Origin of the sequence: Micromonospora coriariae (assembly GCF_900091455.1) — a bacterium.
Taxonomy (GTDB): Bacteria; Actinomycetota; Actinomycetes; order Mycobacteriales; family Micromonosporaceae; genus Micromonospora; species Micromonospora coriariae.
In genome coordinates this window covers 2,128,162-2,147,374 of sequence record NZ_LT607412.1, presented here as the reverse complement: position 1 = coordinate 2,147,374, position 19,213 = coordinate 2,128,162, and the positions used below count along the sequence as shown (strand labels likewise).

Below are 19,213 nucleotides of genomic sequence, written 5' to 3'. Positions count from 1 at the left end.
ATCTTGTGGTGCGTGTGACCGTGGAGCCCGGACCAGCGCCCGCCGCCGCCCCGCTGATGAGTCGGTTGAGCAGGTCAAACGCGTGGAAAGAGGTGCGGGGATGAGCAATCCCGGTACACCCGGCCGGCAGCCGGGTTCGCAGCGTACTGCCGACCCGACTCCAGCGCTCACCGAGCCGGCCCAGGCGTACGCCGAGCTGGCCGCCGGAAACCGGCGCTTCGTCCGCGGCGCACCCCGTCACCCCAACCAGGATGCCGGACACCGGGCCGCGGTGGCCGACGGGCAGCACCCCTTCGCGGTGATCGTCGGCTGCTCCGACTCCCGCTTGGCCGCCGAGATCATCTTCGATCGTGGGCTGGGCGACCTGTTCGTGGTCCGTACCGCCGGGCACACCACCGGCCCGGAGGTGCTGGGCAGCGTGGAGTACGCGGTGACCGTGCTCGGCACCCCGCTGGTGGTGGTGCTCGGGCACGACTCGTGTGGTGCGGTGCAGGCCGCCCGGGAGTCGGCGGCCACCGGCACCCCGCCCCAGGGGCACCTGCGCGCGGTGGTCGACGCCGTGCTGCCCAGCCTGCGTCGGGCCGAGGAGGAGGGGGTGGACGACATCGACGGCATAGTCGACATCCACATCGCCCAGACCGTCGAGGCGCTGCTCGGGCAGTCGCCCGTGCTGGCCGCCGAGGTGGCGCGGGGGCGGTGCGCGGTGGTGGGGGTGTCGTACCGGCTCTCCGCCGGAGTCGTGCGTCCGGTGGCCGCCGTGCCGGCCACGACGCTCGACGTACCGATCGACGCCGGCACGCCCGCCGCGCCCGCAGCCTGAACGCGTCGAGGGCCGCCCCGCGTGACGCGGGACGGCCCTCGACAGGGAACGCGTGGGTCAGAGCAGTGACATGTGCACGTGGTCGGTGTGGTTCGACGGCCCGCTGTACGACTTCCAGCCGGTCGCCGGGAACCAGATCTGCCGGTTCCAGATCACGTAGTAGATGCCGAGCCGGTCGGCGTTGCGAATGAGGAACGCGGCGACGTTGTTGCCGTACGTCCGGGTGTCCTCGTTGTGCCACGGGCTGAAGCCGCTCTTCTGCAGGGACCAGTCGCAGGCGCGGCCCTTCGGGTGCTCCCACGGCCCCCCGGATCGGTAGCAGCCGACGAACCGGTTGAAGCCGGCCCGCTTGACCTCCTTGTACGCGTGCAGCGTGCGCGGGGTGACGCAGCCGGACGTGGTCGGGTCGTTCTCGCTGCACGACTCGGACTTCCAGTCGCCGTCGGAGGTCCGGCCCGGGCCGAGCCGGGCGACCGGCGAGGTCGCCGAGACCAGCCCGCCGGTGAAGCCCTTCCCGCCGACCAGGGCGAGCGCCTTGTCCGCGTCGCGCTTCTCCTTGGCCATCAGGGCGGTCTGCTTCTGCTGCTCGCGGACCTCCACGTCGAGGGCCAGCTTGGCCTGCTCGGCGCGGGCCTTCACCGCGTTGACCTCGGCGAGCTTCTTCTCGTTGACCATGTTCATCTCATCGAGCGCGGCGGCACGTTGGACGAACGAGTCGGGGGCTTCGCTCTCCAGCAGCATCGCCATCGGGCCGATCCGGCCGGTGCGGTACGACTGGGCGGCGATCTGCCCGACCTCCGGCGCCAGTGCGGCCAGGTCGGCCTTGGCCTTGTCGACCTCCAGCGCCAGCTGCAGCTGCTTCTGCTTCGACTTGTTCAGCTTGGACTTGGCCGCCGAGTATTTGCGGTTGGTCTGCTCGATCACGTCGTTGAGCAGCGCGGGCTCGCCGTCCTCCTCGTGCCCGGACGGTGTGGGGGTCGTCGGGGCGGCGTGGGCCGGGAGGGGGCCGGCGAGCACGGTCAGTGCGGCGATCACGGCCACCACGGGTGTCAACCAGCGGCGTAGGGGTGCCGTCACAATGTTCCCTTCCGTCGACCGCCGACCGGGTTAGCTGACGGGTTCGGGGCGGAAGTGGCCCCTACCGCTGTCGCGGATTCACCCCACGTACCTGGGTTCCCGGCTCGCCGGTTGGCGATTGGGCGGTGGCACCGCAGGCGCCGCTTAGCGCCTACATCGGTAACCGGCAGCGAGGTTACCCGAGAGCCCACCGGCTGAGCTACGCCCTGATACCGACTAAAAGCGTCATTTCGCCATGGCGCTGAGTGACCAGTGATGCGGTTCTCAGGGCGGACGCCCCATCCGGTCACGTTGAGGAGTGTCACCATGCCGTATCCGTGCTCCTGTTCGGCTCTGGCCACCGGTCGGTGGCGGTGGATGAGGGGGTGGTCCGCGCCGGGTCGGGCGACGTGGGGTCGGACCGACCCGTGCGCGGGAAGCTCAGTGCGGCCAGTGCCTCGGCGCGGTCGGGCTGGGGTCGCGGGGCGGGCGCTTCGGCGGCGCGCGCGGTGGGCTGCCGGCCGGCTGCGGTCACCATCGCGGCCAGCCCGGTGGTCAGCGGTACGGCGGCGATCAGCCCGAGCGTGGCGACGCCGCTGCGAACGATCTCCTGCGCGAGGAACTCGCTGGTCAGGATCTGTCCGATCGGTCGCGAGTCGGCGGTGAGCAGGAGCAGCAGCGGCAACGAGGCGCCCGCGTACGCCAGCACGATGGTGTTGACGGTGGAGGCGATGTGTGCCCGGCCGACCCGGGTCGCGGCCCGGTAGAGCTGCAACCGGGTCAACCCGGGGTTGGCGTTGGCCAGCTCGGCCACGGTGGCCGCCTGGGTGACCGTCACGTCGTCCAGCACGCCGAGAGAGCCGATGATGATCCCGGCGAGCAGCAGGCCGTGCAGGTCCACGTCGGCCTGGAACATCGACAGGGCGGTGGCGTCCTCGCTGCCGAAGCCGGTGAGGTGCGTGGCACCGCTGACGATGGTGGCCAGTACGCCGGTGAGCACCAGGCTGCCCAGGGTGCCGAGCACCGCGACCGAGGTCTGCGCGCTGACCCCGTGCGTCAGGTAGAGCACCACGAACATGATCAGCGCGGCGCCGACCACCGCTACCAGCAGCGGTGACCGGCCGGCGCCGATTCCGGGCAGCACGAAGGTGAGCAGGATGGCGAAGCTCGCGGCCAGGCCGGCCAGCGCGGCCAGCCCCCGCCACCGGCCGAACGCGACGATCGCGGCCGCGAAGATCACCGCCAGCCACAGCAGCGGCGTGCCGCGCTGGTGTTCGGCGATGTTCCAACTGCTGGCGGTGGGATCGGTCGGGTCGGTCAGTTCGACCAGGATCACCTCGTCGTCGACCTCGACCCGGGGCGCGCCGGGTCCGGCCGGCACCGGTGTCTGGACCCGCTGGCCGGAGGCCGACCCGTCGTTCACCCGGACGTCCACCGTGCCGCACGGCCCATCCCCGACGCTCGGTGTGCCCTCGGGGCCCGGCGCCGCCGGTGGGCACGGCTCGGTCACCACCCGGGTCACCGTGCCGTGGTAGCGCGGCACGTTCGTGCCGCCGTCGGTCCGCGGTGACCCGTCGCGGGGCCAGAGCACGACCGCGGCGACCACGGTCGCGACGAAGAGGGGCACCACCGTCGCGACGAGGATCCGTCGCACCCGGGGCGGGGCGGACGGAGCGGAGCGGGTGTGGTCGGAACCCAATGCGAGACTCCCAACGATCCGGTGCGGGGTACGTGCCGACGGGCCGGTCGGTTCACCGCCGCCGCGGGAAAGCGGCGGCGAGCGCGCAGGATCGCTGGATGGCGACCGCATGATCACGAAGGGTGAGAACTCGGCCCGGTCGGCCGGAGGCGACGCCACAGCGTGGCGGCACCTCTGCCCAACTGCGTAGCGGGATCCGGAGGGCCATCGTCGGAATGCTAACCAGCCCGACCCGGGGACGCAGGTCGTGGCGGAGTGTCGGAGTGGTCGAACCGCCCGCGTGGCGGTTGCCGGAGCGGCATGTTGGAGCCATGCCCGCTCCGTCACCGCCCGACCCCGATCGTCCCGCCGGCGACGAGCGCCACGCCGGGCCCGGTGGCCATCAGCGACACGCCGACGGCGGGCCGCATCAGCACGACAAGCACGCCGGTCACGACCCGGCGATGTTCCGCCGCCGGTTCTGGGTCTGCCTCGCTCTCACCGTGCCGGTGGTGTTGACCAGCCACCTGGTGCTGGACCGGCTCGGCCTCGGGCTGGACGTCCCGGGCCGGTCCTGGGTCGGGCCCGTGCTCGGCTCGGTGGTGTTCTGGTGGGGCGGCTGGCCGTTCCTGGTCGGCGCGGTCCGCGAGGTCCGCGATCGGGCGCCCGGCATGATGCTGCTGGTCGCGATGGCCATCACCGTCGCCTACACCGCGTCACTGGCCACCAGCGTGGGTGCCTTCGACCTGGATTTCTGGTGGGAGCTGGCCGCGCTGGTCACCATCATGCTGCTCGGGCACTGGCAGGAGATGAAGGCCATCGGTCAGGCCAGGGGCGCGCTCGAGGCACTGGCCGCGTTGTTGCCCGACGATGCCGAGCGGGTAGCGGCGGACGGGCGGGTCGAGCCGGTGTCGGTGACCGAGCTGCGGGTCGGCGACGTGGTGCTGGTCCGGCCCGGTGGGCGGGTTCCGGCGGACGGCCGGATCGTCGACGGCGCCGCCGAGCTGGACGAGTCGATGATCACCGGAGAGTCGCGTCCGGTCGCCCGGTCGGCAGGGGGCCGGGTGGTGGCCGGTACCGTCGCCACCGACTCGGCGATCCGGGTCCGCGTCGAGGCGCTGGGCGAGCAGACCGCGCTCGCCGGCATCCAGCGGATGGTCGCGCAGGCGCAGCGCTCCGGTGGGCGGGCCCAGCTGCTGGCCGACCGGTTCGCCGCCGCGCTGTTCTACCTGGCCACCGGCACCGCCGTGCTGACCGTGCTGGTCTGGACCGCGCTCGGCCGGCCCGACGAGGCGGTGGTCCGCGCCGTCACGGTCCTGGTGATCGCCTGCCCGCACGCGCTCGGACTGGCCATTCCGCTGGTCGTCGCGCTCTCCACCGCACTGGCCGCGCGGTCCGGGATCCTGGTCAAGGACCGGTTGGCGCTGGAGCGGATGCGGACCGTCGACGCTGTGCTGTTCGACAAGACCGGCACCCTGACCCGGGGCGAGCACGTGGTCACCGACCTGGTGACGGCACCCGGCGTCGGGCGGGACGAGGTGCTACGGATCGCGGCCGGCGTGGAGTCCGACAGCGAGCACCCGCTGGCCCGGGCGATCGTGGCGGCGGCCGGGAGCGTCGGCCCGGCCGCGGCCGCCGGGTTCCGGTCGTTGCCGGGCCGCGGGGTGCAGGCCACCGTCGACGGTACGGAGTACGCGGTGGGCGGGCCGGCGTTGGTACGGGAGCTGGGCCTGTCGCTCCCGGCCGAGTTGGATGCGGCGATCGGCCAGTGGTCGGCGCGGGGCGCCGCGGTGCTGTACCTGGTACGGATGCCGGCCGCCGTGCTCGGCGCGTTCGCACTGACCGACGAGGTGCGTCCGGAGGCCCGGGAAGCCATCGTCGAGCTGCGCGCCGCGGGTGTCCGCACCATCGCCATGATCACCGGCGACGCCCGTCCGGTGGCCGAGGCGGTCGCCGCCGACCTGGGGTTCCGGCGGGGAGTCGACGAGGTCTTCGCCGAGGTGCTGCCGGCGGAGAAGGACGGCCGGGTGGCTGAGCTTCAGCGGCGGGGACTGACCGTGGCGATGGTCGGCGACGGGGTGAACGACGCGCCGGCGTTGGCGCGCGCCGACGTCGGCATCGCGATCGGCGCGGGCACCGACGTGGCGATCGAGTCCGCCGGGGTGGTGCTGGCCTCGTCGGACCCGCGCGGGGTCGGTGCCGTGGTCCGGCTCTCCCGGGCGTCGTACCGCAAGATGCGGCAGAACCTGGCCTGGGCGGCGGGCTACAACGTGGTGGCGCTGCCGCTGGCGGCCGGGGTGCTGGCGTCGGCCGGGGTGGCGTTGAGCCCGGCGCTGGCCGCGGTGCTGATGTCCGCGTCCACCATCGTGGTGGCGCTCAACGCCCAGTTGCTGCGTGGGGTGCGCCTGGACCCGGAGCCCGACTGACGGCCCGGTCGGGCCGGGCCGTCACCGGGTCTCAACCGCGCTTCATCAGCCGGCCGACCGCCGCCATCATCTCGGTGGCCATCTCGTCGGCCCGGCCCTCGGCGGCGCCCTCGTGCATGCAGTGCCGCGCGTGCCCGTCGAGCAGCCCCAGCGCCACCTTGTCCAGCGCGGCCTGGATCGCGGAGATCTGGGTGAGCACGTCGATGCAGTATCGGTCGTCGTCGACCATCTTCTCGATGCCCCGGACCTGCCCCTCGACACGGCGGAGCCGCGCGAGCAGCTGGTCCTTGCTGGCGGTGTATCCGCGGATCGGAGTGGGTGCGGTCATGGCGACCAGGATAGCCTACCCCTGGGGGGTATGGTACTGTCCCTTCCTGTCGGAATACCCCCACCGGGTACCGGTACAACACAAGGGCAGAGGTCCGCCTTCGAATTACCCCTGGGGGGTATATGCTCGGAGGTGGCGGAGGGAGACGGTTCGATGGTCAACACGACGTACCAGGTGCAGGGCATGACCTGTGGGCACTGCGTGAGCGCGGTCAGCGCCGAGGTCGGCGCCATCGCCGGTGTGCGCGAGGTTCAGGTCGACCTCGGCTCCGGCCGGGTCACCGTCAGCAGCGACCAGCCGCTGGACGTGGAGGTCGTCCGGGCCGCCGTCGACGAGGCCGGCTACGACCTCGTCGAGGCGTGATCGAGAGGCCCGGCATGAACACGGTGACCAGACTGGGCGGATTCGCCCTCGGCCTCGCGGCGGTGTTCGGGGCGGCGTACGGGATCGGTCAGGTGGCCGGTCCCGCCGCCCCGGTCGCCGAGAGCCGGCACGACGACGGCGCCGGCCACCAGCCGGGCCCGACCGGCCAGGGAGAGCACGGCGAGGCGGCCGACCGGCTCCCCGGCGGCCTGCTCGTCTCCGACCGCGGCTACACCCTCCAACCGGTAGCCGCGCCGGCCGGCGAGTTCGCCTTCCGGATCGGCGGCCCGGACGGTCGACCGGTGACCCGGTTCGACGTGGCGCATGACAAGCGGATGCATCTCATCGTCGCCCGGCGGGACCTCTCCGGCTTCCGCCACGTGCATCCCGACCTGGCCCCGGACGGCACCTGGCGGGTCGCCACCCCGCTGGCCGGCCCCGGTCAGTGGCGGGCGTTCGCCGACTTCGCCCCGACCGGGGGAGAGCCACTGACCCTCGGTGTGGACGTGACGGTCCCCGGAACGCTGGCCGAACGGCCGCTGCCCGCGCCGGTGACCAGCACGACCGTCGACGGCTACACGGTCACCCTGGCCGGCGAGGTGCAGCCCGGCCGCACGTCGCCGCTCACGCTGACCGTCAGCCGGGACGGGCAGCCGGTGACCGACCTGGAGCCCTACCTGGGCGCGTACGGCCATCTCGTGGCGCTGCGCCGCGGTGACCTGGCGTACCTGCACGTGCACCCGGAGGGGACACCCGGCGACGGGCGCACACCGCCCGGTCCGGCCGTCACCTTCTTCGCCGAGGTGCCCTCGGCCGGCAGTTACCGGCTCTACCTCGACTTCCGGCACGGCGGGTCGGTGCACACTGCCGAGTTCACAGTGGTCGCCGGCACCCCGCCCACCGGCGCACCGACGACCGGTGGCGATCCCACCCCGACCGGACCCGCGCCGACCGGGGACGCCGACCACGGCACCCCCGGGCACGGGCACAACTGACGGGACCAGATGATGACCACCACCAGCAGATCGCTGCCCGAGGCGCCGAACCGGATCGAGTTGGCGATCGGCGGAATGACCTGCGCCGCCTGCGCCGCCCGGATCGAGAAGAAGCTGAACCGGATGGACGGGGTCAGCGCGACCGTCAACTACGCCACCGAGAAGGCCACCGTCCGGTACGTCGACGGCGTCACGCCGGACGACCTGATCGACACGGTGCAGAAGACCGGCTACACGGCCGCTCTGCCGTCCCCGCCGTCCACGGCCGAGGAACCGGTGGACGCGCTGCGTGGCCCGCGTACCCGACTCTGGGTGTCGGCGGCGCTCAGCGTGCCGGTGGTCGTGCTGGCGATGGTGCCGGCCTGGCAGTTCGACTACTGGCAGTGGCTGTCGCTGACGCTGGCCGCCCCGGTGGTGGTCTGGGGCGGGCTGCCGTTCCACCGGGCCGCCTGGACCAACCTGCGGCACGGCGCGGCGACCATGGACACCCTGGTCTCGCTGGGCACCCTCGCCGCGTTCGGTTGGTCGCTCTGGGCGCTCTTCCTCGGCGATGCCGGGATGCCCGGGATGACGCACCCGTTCCGTTTCGACATCACCCGCACCGACGGCGCCGGCAACATCTACCTTGAGGCCGCCGCCGGGGTGACGGTGTTCATCCTGGCCGGCCGCTACTTCGAGGCCCGCTCGAAGCGGACCGCCGGCGCCGCCCTGCGCGCCCTGCTCGAACTGGGCGCCAAGGAGGTGGCGGTGCTCCGCGACGGGGTGGAGACCCTGATCCCGGTGGACCAACTCGCCGTCGGTGACCGGTTCGTGGTCCGCCCCGGCGAGAAGATCGCCACTGACGGCGTCGTCGACGAGGGCACCTCGGCCGTCGACGCCAGCATGCTCACCGGCGAGTCGGTCCCGGTCGAGGTCGGCCCGGGAGACGGCGTGGTGGGTGCCACGATCAACGCGGGCGGTCGGCTCGTCGTCACCGCCACCCGGGTCGGCGGGGACACCCAGCTCGCCCGGATGGCCGACCTGGTCGAGCAGGCCCAGAGCGGCAAGGCGGCCGTGCAGCGGCTGGCGGACCGGATCTCCGGCGTGTTCGTGCCGATCGTCATCACGCTCGCCGTGGGCACCCTCGGCTGGTGGCTCGGCACCGGCGCCGGGCCGACCGCCGCCTTCACCGCCGCGGTGGCCGTGCTGATCATCGCCTGCCCCTGCGCGCTCGGCCTGGCCACGCCGACCGCACTCCTGGTCGGTACGGGCCGGGGCGCCCAGCTCGGCGTGCTGATCAAGGGACCGGAGGTGCTGGAGTCGACCCGGCGGGTGGACACCGTGGTGCTGGACAAGACCGGCACCGTGACGACCGGTCGGATGACCCTGGTGGACGTGGTGCCGGCGGCCGGTGCGGACCGTGCCGAGCTGCTCCGGCTCGCGGGGGCGGTCGAAGCCGCCTCCGAGCACCCGATCGCCCGGGCGGTCGCCGCGGGTGCCGCCGAGGCCGGGGCGCTGCCCCCGGTGACCGGCTTCGCCAACGTCGAGGGGCTGGGCGTCAGCGCCACGGTGGACGGCCGGAGTGTGCTGATCGGTCGGCTCCGGCTGCTGCGCGAGCGCGGGTTCGACGTACCGCCGGAGGTCGAGCGGGCGGTCGCCGACGCGGAAGCGACAGGTCGGACGGCGATCGTCGCCGGTTGGGACGGGCGGGCCCGGGGTGTGCTCGCGGTCGCCGACGTGGTCCGGCCGACCAGCCGGGCGGCGGTGGCCCGGCTGCGCGCCCTGGGGCTCACCCCGGTCCTGCTGACCGGGGACAACACGACAGTGGCCCGCGCCGTCGCCGCCGAGGTCGGCGTGGACGAGGTGATCGCCGAGGTGCTGCCGGCCGGAAAGGTCGACGTGGTCAAGCGTCTCCAGGCTGAGGGGCGGTCGGTGGCGATGGTCGGTGACGGGGTCAACGACGCGCCGGCACTGGCCCAGGCGGACCTGGGGCTGGCCATGGGCACCGGCACCGACGTGGCGATCGAGGCGTCCGACCTCACCCTCGTCCGGGGCGACCTGGACGCCGCGGTGGACGCCATCCGGCTCTCCCGCCGCACGCTCGGCATCATCCGGGGCAACCTGTTCTGGGCCTTCGGCTACAACGTGGCGGCCCTGCCGCTGGCCGCCGCCGGGCTGCTCAACCCGATGATCGCCGGTGCCACGATGGCCCTCTCCTCGGTCTTCGTGGTGGCCAACAGCCTGCGCCTGCGCCGGTTCCGCCCGGCCGCTCCGGTTGACGGGGTGTAGCGGCGGAGCCGACCGGGATGGTTGGGCCGGCGATGGCAGGGGTACTGCTGGTGGCGTAGCGACGCTCGCGATGGAGGTTGGCACATGGGTATCGACGACAAGATCAACAACGCCAGCGAGGACGCGGCCGGCAAGCTGAAGGAAGGCGCCGGTCGGGCCACCGACAACGAGCAGCTTGAGGCGGAGGGTCGCAACGACCAGGCCGGAGCCAAGCTCAAGCAGGCCGGCGAGAAGATCAAGGACGCCTTCAAGAGCTGACGTACGACGCACTCCGCACGCCGGGCCGGTGATCTCACCGGCCCGGCGTGCTGTCTGTCCGGCCCCCGGTGCACCCTGAGATCCCCTGATTCCGTTCCCGCTCCCGACCGCCGCCCGGGTGCCGGCCCCGGTCGCCTCGCGGCCACCGGGGCCGGTGCCCCGATCAGCGCAGGACGCGGTAGCGCAGGTGCGCCACTGTCGGCCCGGCCACCACCGCCACCTGCTCCAGCCGCGGCGCGATTCCGTCGAAGAGCCGTTCGCCGGCCCCGAGCAGGACCGGCACCAGGTGCAGATGCAACGTGTCGATCAGCCCGGCGGCCAGGTACTGCCGGACCGTGCTCGCGCCGCCGCCGACCGACACCTGCCGGTCACCCGCCGCCTCCCGGGCCTGCCGCAGCGCCGACCCGATCCCGTCGGTGACGAACCGGAACTCGGTGCCGCCCCGCATCACCAGCGGTGCCCGGGGATGGTGGGTGAGCACGAACACCGGGGTTTGGAACGGCGGGTCGTCGCCCCACCAGCCCTGCCAGCTCTCGTCCCAGTCGCCGTCGCCGCCGCCGAACATCCGCCGGCCCAGCACGTACGCCCCGACGTCGCGGGTCAGCTCCTCGACCAGATCGGCGTCGACGCCCCGCTCGCCGCCGGTCAGCCCGTGCTGCGCCCGCCAGCTGTCCAGGCCGAAGAACCACTCGTGCAACCGCAGCCCGCCCCGGCCCAGCGGATCCTGCCGGCTCTGGTCCGGTCCGGCCACGTACCCGTCCAGCGAGATCGACAACTGACTGCTCACCATTCCCATGCCACGTCGACTCCCGCCACCGCCGGAACTCATCGCGGTCCGGCCAGTCGACTGGCCCGCAGCTCCAGATAACGCTGCTCGGGCAGGCTGGTGGTGCCCCGGGCCGCCGCCAGGTACGCGTCCCGCGCCGCCGCGAGCTGCCCGGCGAGCTCCAGCAGGTGGGCCCGGACCGCGGCGAGCCGGTGGTGCCCGGCGGTCCGCTCGTCGGCGTCCAGCGGAGCGAGCAGGGCGAGCCCGGCCTCGGGCCCGTCCACCATGGCCACCGCCACCGCCTGGTTGAGGGTGACCATCGGATTCGGTGCGATCCGGGCGAGCAGCCGGTAGAGCGCGGCGATCTGCCGCCAGTCGGTCGCCGCCGCCGTCGGCGCCTCGGCGTGCACCGCGGCGATCGCCGCCTGGAGCTGGTACGGGCCGGGCGGTGACCAGGTCAGCGCCTCGGTGATCAGCGCGACGCCGGCCTCGATGGCGGTCCGATCCCACCGGGTCCGGTCCTGCTCGGCCAGCGGCACCAGTTCGCCGTCCGGGCCGACCCGGGCGGCCCGGTGCGCGTCGGTGAGCAGCATCAGCGCCAGCAGCCCGGCCACCTCGCCGTCTCCGGGCAGCAGCCCGTGCAGGACGCGGGCGAGCCGGATCGCCTCGCCGGTCAGCTCGAGCCGGTGCAGGTCCGGCCCGCTGGACGCGGTGTACCCCTCATTGAAGATCAGGTAGAGCACCCGGAGCACAGTCCGCAGCCGCTCGTCGCGCTCAGCCGGCGCGGGCATGCTGAACCGGGCGCCGGCGGCCTCGATCCGCTGTTTGGCCCGGCGGATCCGTTGGCTCATCGTCGCCTCCGGCACCAGGTGCGCCCGGGCGATCTGTGCCGTGCTGAGCCCGCCGACGGCGCGCAGGGTGAGCGCCACCTGCGCCGAGGGGGCCAGCGCCGGGTGGCAGCAGAGGAAGAGCAGGGTCAGGGTGTCGTCGGCGTCCGCCACCGTGGGCTCCGCGTCGGCCGCCGGCGCCACCCCGGCGTACGCCGGCTCGCGCAGCGCCACCGCCACCTCGCGGTCCCGGCGGGCGCGCTCGCTGCGCCACTCGTCGGTGAGCCGACGGGTGGCCACGGTGAGCAGCCAGGCGCGCGGGTTGTCCGGCACGCCCTGCCCGGGCCACTGCGTCGCGGCGGCGAGCAGCGCCTCCTGCACAGCGTCCTCGCACCTGTCGAACTGCCCGTGTCGGCGGACCAGCAGGCCGAGGACCTGCGGCGCGAGCGTGCGCAGCAGGTCCTCGACCGTCCGGTCGTCGGTCACATCTCCGTCCCGGCCTCGTCCATGATCGGGCGGACCTCCAGCGCGCCGCCGAAGCGCACGTCCGGCCAGCGGGCGGCGATCTCGGCGGCCCGTTGCGGGCTGTCACAGTCGACGGTCAGGTAGCCGGCGAACTGTTCCTTGCTCTCCATGAACGGCCCGTCGATGACTTCCGGGTGGCCGCCGGCGAGCCGGACCGTCTGGGTCTGCGACGGGTCGGCCAGCGCCTGGCCACCGACCAGCTCGCCGGACTCGGTCAGCTCCTTCATGATCTCGTCGACCTCGCCGAACAGGGCGGTGCGCTCCCGCTCGGTCAGCTCCTCGGTGAAGCCGGGCCGGTTCCAGATCAGCAGCATGTACTTCACGGCGATGCTCCTCGAGTCCTGGTCGCGCCCCGGTCGGGGCGCGGTTCACCGGAGGGTCGGAGCCGAAGCTCCGTTCCCTACCGCCTACCGAAGAACATCGCAGAATTTTTTCCACGGTGGCGGCTCCACGCCGCCTGGGTCACCGTGGGTCAGGTCGTCCCGGCACCTGTCGGGGCGGTGGCCCGCCGCCGACGTCCAGTGACGCACGGTCGGCCGCGGAGGTGCCTGACGACCAGCCTTCGGCGTCACGGACACTGAGCCGGTGCCGGGTCACGCCCGGGAAGAGGGTGTCGAGCCGCTCCCGGACCGCCGCACCGCGCGCGGCGAGCACCGGGAGCAGCCGCTCCGGGCCGGCCGTCTCGGCCGCCGCCCGGTCCGCCGCGTCGGTGGTCGCGCGCAGCCGCTCGCCGATCCGCAGCGCGAACGCGTTGAGGAAGGACTCGTCCCAGACGCGGGTCCGCCGCCCGGCCCCCGGTCGCCGCTCAGCCCGCCCGCGCAGCATCGCGGCGGTGGCCTGAACCAGCAGCGAGGTGTAGAGCAGCTCCACCGCCACGAGGTCGGCCGGCCAACCCAGCACCGTGGCGAAGCCGAGGTCGTCGGACCAGACCGCCTCACAGCGGTTCGCCGCCGCGACCTCCTGCACCAGCAGCGCCTTCGCTCCCGCGTACGGGGCGTCGGTGCCGAGCCGTACCCCGCCGGGCAGGTCGCCCCGGTCGGCCCCGGCGGCCAGCAGCGCCTCGTCGATGCTGTGCCGGGCGATCAACTCCTGCGCCTTGGCGGTCAGCGCCTCCGCCTCGGCCGGAAAGGTGGTCGACTCGGCCTTGGCCAGCAGCGCCCGTACCCGTTCGAGCATCCCGGACCCACTGCGGGCCGCGCCGGTCGGGCGGCCCGTCGCCGCCGCACCGGTCGTGCCCGGTGGCGGACGCAGCACCGCGATCGGCGGCAGGCTCTCCACCAGGACGAGGGTGTCCACCGCCGTGCGCAGGGCGTCGACCCGGTCCAGCCCCTCCCGGGCGGACCAGCCGGCCAGCACGCTCCGGTCGTCGTCCCACCACACCTCGGCGGCCAGCTCACGCAACTGCTCGTCCCACCACGCCGGAACCGGCCCGGCCTGCTCGCGCCGCTGGGCGGCCAACGCGTCCCGCACCAGCCGGGCCGAGCGGGCGCCGAGCCGCCGGGTGGTGAGCCGGTCCAGGTCGGCCGGCTGCCAGCCGCGCGGCCACAGCCGCGCCACGCCGCGGATCAGGCGACGCAGCAGCGCCGTGTCCACCGCCGTAGTGCCGTCCGCCGCGCCGGTGCCGACCATCAGCCGGTCCAGCTGCCGTTCGGCCTGCCGTACGTCGGTGCCGCGCACCGCCGCGAGCGCATCGGCGACGAGTTCGTCCGGGTCCGGCACGTGCACCTCCTCCTGCGGGTTCGCTGCCGGAGCGGCTCCGGCCGCCCCAACTCCATGATCATGCCGGTAACCGTGCCGGCGGTTCGGAACGGGGATGTTGCCGATCGGGTGTCTCCGACGGCGTGGCGGCATGGTCTGTCCCGTTCCGGGTAGTTCGGGGCTGACCCGATGTGATGCGAGGTGTGCGATGACCGGTTTCCACCCGCCGGACGCGCGCGCCACCGCCCTGCCGGATGCCCGCTCGTCCACCCTCGCCGGTGTCCTGATCGGCGTCGCGGTGATGGCCGCGGTGGACCAGATCGTCTTTCACCAGCTGCTGGCCTGGCACCACTTCTACGACCGGTCCACCCTGTCGGTGGGCCTGCTCTCCGACGGGCTGCTGCACGCCGCCGAGCTGCTGGCCCTGGTCGGCGGGTTCTTCTGGTTCGCCGACCTGCGCCGGCGCGGCGCACTGGCGGCCCGGTTCGCCTGGGGTGGATTCCTGCTCGGCGCCGGGGGTTTCCAGCTCTTCGACGGGCTGGTCGACCACAAGGTGCTCCGGCTGCACCAGATCCGGTACGGCGTCCACCTGGTGCCGTACGACGTGGTGTGGAACGTGGGCGGCGCGATACTGCTGCTCGTGGGCGCCGCGCTGGTCTGGCGGGCCCGGTCCCGCCCGCCACGTGGCGGCTCCCGGTGACGGCGACGCTCGTTCCCGGCGCGACGGACCGGCTCGCGCACGGGGGGCACGTGGCGGATGGCCCGGGCTGGTTTCCGCTGGTGGCGGTCGGCCTGCTGGCCGGCGGCTACCTCGTGGCCGCCGCGCGGGATCCGAGGGGCTGGGACCACCGGCGCAGCGCTGCCTGGCTGGCCGGCTGTGCCGTGCTGGCGGTCGCGGTCGGGCCGCTCGCGCAGCTCCCCGACGACCCGCGCGGACACATGACGCAGCACCTGCTGCTCGGCATGGTGGCCCCGCTCGGGCTGGTGCTCGGCGCCCCGGTGACACTGCTGCTGCGGATCGCGTCCACGCCCAGGCGCCGGTTCATCGGCCGGCTGCTGCGCGCCCGCCCGCTGCACCTGATCGCCCACCCGGTCACCGCCGCGCTGCTCAGCACGGGCGGGCTGGCCCTGGTGCTGCTCACCCCGCTGTACGCGGCGGCGGAGCGCCAGCCCACCCTGCACCACGCCCTGCACCTGCACTACCTGGCCGCCGGATACCTGTTCGCCTGGTCGCTGGCCGGCCCGGACCCGGCCCCCCGCCGCCCCGGGCTGGCCGTGCGGCTCGGCGCGCTGCTGGGCGCGGCGGCCGGGCACTCCGCGCTCGCCAAGTACCTCTACGCGCACGCCGGCGCCCTGCCGCCCGGGCTGGCCGACCCCGACCCGGCGGCGTTCCGTTCCGCCGCCCAGCTCATGTACTACGGCGGGGACGTGGCCGAGCTGCTGCTCGCCGTCGCCCTCTTCGCCACCTGGTACCACCGACCCTTCCGTCGCCACCCGGCGCGACCTTCTCGGTCGATGAAGAAGAGGCCCGGGGGTCAGCCGCGCGCGGCCAGGGCGGTGGAGAGCCGGCCGAGGAACGCCCGGATGTTCTCCTCGCTGTGGTGCGTCTCGGCCTGGTCGTTGAGGGGGCCCGAGTAGCGCAGCGCCTGATCAAGCGCGTCCAGCGTCTCGGCCCGGTCACCCGGGTAGAGCCCACCGACCACGCCGTCGGCGACCCGCGTCACCACGGTGTCGTCGAGCGCCCGGTCGAACTGGATCCCGTAGAGGATCCCGTTGACGTGGCCCTTCCAACTGCTCGTACCCATGCTTGTGGACTCCCCTAGAAGATCTGTCTGCCGTCCCAGCCCATGATCGGGACGTTGTTGAGGCCGTTGCGTTTGAACTCGGCATCGAGGTTGCCCATGTGGCTCACTTCGGGCTGGTAGTGACCGCTGCGCGCCGTCGCGTGCTGGACGATACCGTCCTTGACGACCAGCTCGCCCGCGGCCGCGACCGGCTGCCCGTTACCCAGCGTCGAGTGGTGGAAGTCGCCGACCTTCTGATAGTTGGACGCGTAGAGGTTGCCGTTCCGGTCCATCACGAAGATCGCCTGGCCGTTTCCGCTGAACACGGTCTGGGCGCTCGACGTGTCGAACGGCTCGCCGTTCTTCGCGCTGCGCAGGACGCCGTTGCTGTCGAAGAACACCCGGTGCTGTTCGAGTTCCTCCGGACTGAGTCGGCGCACCGCCGTCGGGAAATGCCCTCCCGGCAGGTGCTCGTTCCGGTACTTGTCGAGCATCGGCTTGGTGTTGTGGTAGCGGGGCGTGGTGTGCGGGCCGGGCACGTTCGGTCGTCCCGGGCCGCGCTTCGGGCCCTTGCGCGCGAAACGGCGCAGCAGCGTCTTCGCCCGCTTCAGCAACCGCGGAATGATCTCCTTGACGACCCGCTCGATGACCTCCTTGATGATCCGTTGGATCGCCATCCGGGCCAGGCCGATCGAGACGGGGATCTGAGCCAGCGAGGCACCGAGGGTGGGTGCGGCCGCCGCCAGGGCGATCGCCACCTGCACGACGAGGATCGTCAGCTGGACGATGACGAGGATCTTCTGCGTCAGAGTGATGATGGCCATCACCAGCAACGCCATGCCGATCAGCTCGGCGGCCTGCGCGCCGTCCTCCATCCGGCGCGGCGGGCCCTCCTCGCCCTGCCACGCCTGCTCGAACGCCCGGACGTCGTCACCGATGTTGGTCGCCCCGACCTTCGCAGCGCCAGCCTCCGCCTCCCCGACCGCCGTACGCAGCCGGCCGGCGAACGCGAACCACAGCTGCGACGCCTCGAACAGCAGCTCCTCGTCGGCGGTCGGCCAGGTGAAGCCGACCCAGCCCAGAGCTTCGACCAGCTCAGGAGGTAGCTGCATACCCACCGGGCAGCTCCATCCTCGTGAAGAGTTCCGCGTTGGCGATGTCGGTCGCCTCGTGCGCGTCGGCACCGAGGTCGAGGTTCGCGGCGGCCTCCAGCAACTGGTCGGCCATCGACCGGTACACGTCGAGCGCATGCGTGAGCACCTCGACGTACACGGCTCCGAAGAGTGAGCCCGCCTCGTCGGCGCCCCACGGATTACCCGCGCCGTTCACCGTCGACTCGAGGCTGCTGACCTCTGCGCCGAGCTGCTGACCGGTGGCCGTGAGCGAGCCCGCCGCGGCGTGGAGGGCGTCGACGTCGACCTGAATCCCGTCGGACATGGGCTCAGCGTCGATCCATCCGGCGGGTGACCGCGTCCAGGTCGCCGATCATCTGCTCGAACCCGCGGAACGCGTCCTCCGAGACACGTTCGAGCTGCCGGGTCAGGGCTGTGGCGTCGGCACCGACGGCGGCCGTCAGCTCGGCGCGCCGGGCGCGTTCGTCGGCCTGTGCCGCCTTGACCGCCTCCAGGACGTACTCGGCGATGGCGCTGGTGCCGGCACGGGACAGGCTCGGGTCGATCACCAGAGTTTCCAGGCCGCCGAAGGCGGACACCTCCGCCTCGACGAGACCGTCACCGCCGGTGCCCCGCCCCACCATCTGCTCGACAGCTGGTAAACCCTCGTCGCCCTGATCGTCGCCCCCGCCCGGCTGTGCCGAGGCGGACCCCGTGGCCTGGCTCAGCAGGCGCATCGCCTCTTCGAGCGAGCGACTCAGGCCGGACGGATCGATTCCGCTCGCCATGCGCGTCCCCCTACGACTCGCAGTTCTCTTCCCCGGTGAGCGACAGTAGCAACGTGACGCCTGCCCTCGCGGGCCGAAGTCCTTTGTGGATAGAGCGAACGGTCGATGACCTGCGGGTCGTCGTACGCGACCTGCCGGTCAGGTTTGTGGGGAGGCCAGGGCGGCGGCCAGGAGCGCCGCCAGTTTCGCGGCTCGGCCGGGATGGGTGTGGCCGACCCAGGCGACCCGGCCGGCCAGGTGCTCGGCGAAGGCCGGGTGGCCGGCATGGTTCTGGGCGGCCAGCCCGGTGCGGGCGGCATTGTGCAGGATCGCGCGCAGCCGGTCGTACTCGACGCGGGGCACCGCCGGCCGTTCATTGACCACCAGCCCGGCAAGGAGCTGCCGGTCGGCCCGGCCACGCACCCGGGTCTTACGCGTGTGCACACGGAAGCCCTCGTCCCGAACCACCTCGGTCACCGCGGCGAGCAGGTCGGCGACCCGCCGGGGCGGCAACTCGCCGGAGAAGGCGAGGTCGTCGGCGTACCGCTGGTAGTCGACGTCGAAGGCGGCGGCCAGCCCGGTCAACCGGCGGTCGAGCCGGAACGCGCAGAGGTTGGCCAGCGCGGGCGAGGTGGGCGCGCCCTGCGGCAGGTGCCCGCCGCGCAGCGCGGCCAGCCGCCAGACCCGGTCGGGCAGGTCGACCGGCGCGGCACGAAGCACCGCCGCCGGGGTCCGGGTGGTGCAGATCGCGGTGAGCGTATGCGCGACCGGCTCCGGATACCCGGCGGTGCGGAACAGCCCGTACACCCGGCGCGCCGGCACGCTGCCGAAGAACGCGGCCAGGTCGATCCGGACCACCACCGCTCGCCCGGCGTGCGCGGCGGCGAAGGTGTGCGCCGACCGACCCGGCACGAACCCGTGCGCCGCCGGGTGCACCGGCAGCGGGCCCAGCACCTCGGCGAGCAGCCGCCGGTGCAGCGCGCACAGCCGTGGTTTCGGCGCCTCGATCAACCGGCCGGCGACGGTCCAGCGGTACCGGTAGTGGTGCAGACGCTGATCGTCGGCGCGACGGTTCATGGCGCGCCGGTCGGCGTACCAGTCGAGCTGGTCCGGGGTCACGTCGAGCAGCCTGGCCAGGTCGGCCAGGTCGTCCAGAACCGGAGTCGACCAGGGCCGGCGGACCGTGCGGGTCGGCGTCACCGGCCGGGCGCGGACCGCGACGGTGTGGCCGCGTTGCCGCGCCGCGCCGACCACCTCGGCCAGCAGCGCCAGGTTGGCGAGGAAGGCGGCCAGCTCCCGGGGCCGGTCGCGCGGGGCCCGGGGGTACGCGGCGAGCGCGGCGTCCGCCACCGGCCACAGCCACCGGCGGCGTACCCCCAGCACCCGCCCGCCGGATGCGACCAGGTCGCCGCGCAGCCACCGGTCGGCCGCGAGGAACGCGTCGGCGAGCGCGACGGCCAGGGAGCCGACCGTCGTCACGGCCGGCCCAGGGTGGATGACAGCGTGCCCCGACGAATCCCGGTCGTACGGGTGCACAGGCTC

20 protein-coding genes and 1 riboswitch are annotated in these 19,213 nt (G+C 73.4%); of the genes, 8 read left to right on the top strand and 12 right to left on the bottom strand.

All coding sequences use genetic code 11. From position 1 onward, the window contains the following. Positions 1-100 precede the first annotated feature (100 nt). Positions 101-820 (top strand): carbonic anhydrase, encoded by a 720-nt coding sequence (locus tag GA0070607_RS10005; protein ID WP_089017957.1) that lies wholly within the window; start codon positions 101-103, stop codon positions 818-820. Between the two features lie 57 nt (positions 821-877). Here the strand turns inward: GA0070607_RS10005 and GA0070607_RS10000 are convergent, their stop codons facing one another. Beyond that, positions 878-1,897, bottom strand: a complete 1,020-nt coding sequence (locus GA0070607_RS10000) for a coiled-coil domain-containing protein (protein WP_089017956.1) — start codon at positions 1,895-1,897, stop codon at positions 878-880. A 4-nt stretch (positions 1,898-1,901) separates the two neighbouring features. Further along, positions 1,902-2,032, bottom strand: a riboswitch (cyclic di-AMP (ydaO/yuaA leader). Positions 2,033-2,198: 166 nt separating this feature from the next. Beyond that, positions 2,199-3,575 carry a YibE/F family protein gene (locus GA0070607_RS09995; protein ID WP_089017955.1) on the bottom strand — a complete coding sequence of 459 codons (1,377 nt, stop codon included), beginning with the start codon at positions 3,573-3,575 and terminating at the stop codon, positions 2,199-2,201. A 311-nt stretch (positions 3,576-3,886) separates the two neighbouring features. Between GA0070607_RS09995 and GA0070607_RS09990 the strand changes: the two genes are divergently transcribed. Beyond that, complete coding sequence (locus GA0070607_RS09990; RefSeq protein ID WP_089017954.1) at positions 3,887-5,980, top strand: heavy metal translocating P-type ATPase; 2,094 nt, start codon at positions 3,887-3,889, stop codon at positions 5,978-5,980. A gap of 31 nt (positions 5,981-6,011) precedes the next feature. On the opposite strand, the gene GA0070607_RS09985 is transcribed toward GA0070607_RS09990, so the two are convergent. Further along, on the bottom strand, positions 6,012-6,308 hold the full coding sequence (locus GA0070607_RS09985) for a metal-sensitive transcriptional regulator (RefSeq protein WP_030329541.1): 297 nt from the start codon (positions 6,306-6,308) through the stop codon (positions 6,012-6,014). Positions 6,309-6,461: 153 nt separating this feature from the next. Between GA0070607_RS09985 and GA0070607_RS09980 the strand changes: the two genes are divergently transcribed. The 4 genes from GA0070607_RS09980 (at position 6,462) to GA0070607_RS09965 (ending at position 10,192) form a co-directional block, all read left to right on the top strand. After that, positions 6,462-6,671 carry a heavy-metal-associated domain-containing protein gene (locus GA0070607_RS09980; RefSeq protein WP_089017953.1) on the top strand — a complete coding sequence of 70 codons (210 nt, stop codon included), beginning with the start codon at positions 6,462-6,464 and terminating at the stop codon, positions 6,669-6,671. Between the two features lie 14 nt (positions 6,672-6,685). Further along, positions 6,686-7,666: a hypothetical protein gene (locus GA0070607_RS09975; protein ID WP_089021759.1), complete on the top strand. Its 981-nt coding sequence runs from the start codon at positions 6,686-6,688 to the stop codon at positions 7,664-7,666. A gap of 12 nt (positions 7,667-7,678) precedes the next feature. Next, positions 7,679-9,934 (top strand): heavy metal translocating P-type ATPase, encoded by a 2,256-nt coding sequence (locus GA0070607_RS09970; RefSeq protein WP_089021758.1) that lies wholly within the window; start codon positions 7,679-7,681, stop codon positions 9,932-9,934. An 84-nt stretch (positions 9,935-10,018) separates the two neighbouring features. Continuing rightward, entirely contained in the window at positions 10,019-10,192 is a 174-nt protein-coding gene (locus GA0070607_RS09965) for a CsbD family protein (protein ID WP_089017952.1), read from the top strand. 163 nt (positions 10,193-10,355) lie between these two features. Here the strand turns inward: GA0070607_RS09965 and GA0070607_RS09960 are convergent, their stop codons facing one another. The 4 genes from GA0070607_RS09960 to GA0070607_RS09945 form a co-directional block, all read right to left on the bottom strand. Then, positions 10,356-10,982, bottom strand: a complete 627-nt coding sequence (locus tag GA0070607_RS09960) for a dihydrofolate reductase family protein (RefSeq protein ID WP_231931135.1) — start codon at positions 10,980-10,982, stop codon at positions 10,356-10,358. 35 nt (positions 10,983-11,017) lie between these two features. Beyond that, a complete protein-coding gene (locus GA0070607_RS09955; protein ID WP_089017950.1) occupies positions 11,018-12,271 on the bottom strand; it encodes an RNA polymerase sigma factor in 1,254 nt (417 codons plus the stop codon). Next, positions 12,268-12,624, bottom strand: coding sequence for a YciI family protein (locus GA0070607_RS09950; RefSeq protein ID WP_231931134.1), 357 nt, complete (start codon positions 12,622-12,624; stop codon positions 12,268-12,270). Before GA0070607_RS09950 ends, GA0070607_RS09955 begins: the two co-directional genes overlap by 4 nt. 148 nt (positions 12,625-12,772) lie before the next feature. Then, a complete protein-coding gene (locus tag GA0070607_RS09945) occupies positions 12,773-14,029 on the bottom strand; it encodes a DUF2786 domain-containing protein (RefSeq protein WP_089017948.1) in 1,257 nt (418 codons plus the stop codon). 187 nt (positions 14,030-14,216) lie between these two features. On the opposite strand from GA0070607_RS09945, the gene GA0070607_RS09940 reads away from it, so the two are divergent. Continuing rightward, entirely contained in the window at positions 14,217-14,708 is a 492-nt protein-coding gene (locus tag GA0070607_RS09940) for a DUF2243 domain-containing protein (RefSeq protein WP_089017947.1), read from the top strand. Continuing rightward, a complete protein-coding gene (locus tag GA0070607_RS09935; RefSeq protein ID WP_231930931.1) occupies positions 14,705-15,646 on the top strand; it encodes a cytochrome c oxidase assembly protein in 942 nt (313 codons plus the stop codon). Before GA0070607_RS09940 ends, GA0070607_RS09935 begins: the two co-directional genes overlap by 4 nt. On the opposite strand, the gene GA0070607_RS09930 is transcribed toward GA0070607_RS09935, so the two are convergent. The 5 genes from GA0070607_RS09930 to GA0070607_RS09910 form a co-directional block, all read right to left on the bottom strand. Continuing rightward, positions 15,544-15,813 carry a hypothetical protein gene (locus GA0070607_RS09930; protein ID WP_089017946.1) on the bottom strand — a complete coding sequence of 90 codons (270 nt, stop codon included), beginning with the start codon at positions 15,811-15,813 and terminating at the stop codon, positions 15,544-15,546. The genes GA0070607_RS09935 and GA0070607_RS09930 overlap by 103 nt on opposite strands. Positions 15,814-15,827: 14 nt before the next feature. Further along, positions 15,828-16,904, bottom strand: a complete 1,077-nt coding sequence (locus tag GA0070607_RS32955) for a WXG100-like domain-containing protein (protein WP_456299230.1) — start codon at positions 16,902-16,904, stop codon at positions 15,828-15,830. Then, positions 16,888-17,229: a WXG100 family type VII secretion target gene (locus GA0070607_RS09920; protein WP_089017945.1), complete on the bottom strand. Its 342-nt coding sequence runs from the start codon at positions 17,227-17,229 to the stop codon at positions 16,888-16,890. The genes GA0070607_RS32955 and GA0070607_RS09920 overlap by 17 nt, the downstream gene beginning before the upstream one ends. A 4-nt stretch (positions 17,230-17,233) precedes the next feature. Next, the gene (locus tag GA0070607_RS09915; RefSeq protein ID WP_157743122.1) at positions 17,234-17,692 is read right to left on the bottom strand and encodes a YbaB/EbfC family nucleoid-associated protein; all 459 of its coding nucleotides are present in this window, start codon (positions 17,690-17,692) and stop codon (positions 17,234-17,236) included. Between the two features lie 138 nt (positions 17,693-17,830). After that, complete coding sequence (locus tag GA0070607_RS09910; protein WP_197701250.1) at positions 17,831-19,150, bottom strand: reverse transcriptase family protein; 1,320 nt, start codon at positions 19,148-19,150, stop codon at positions 17,831-17,833. Positions 19,151-19,213 lie beyond the last annotated feature (63 nt).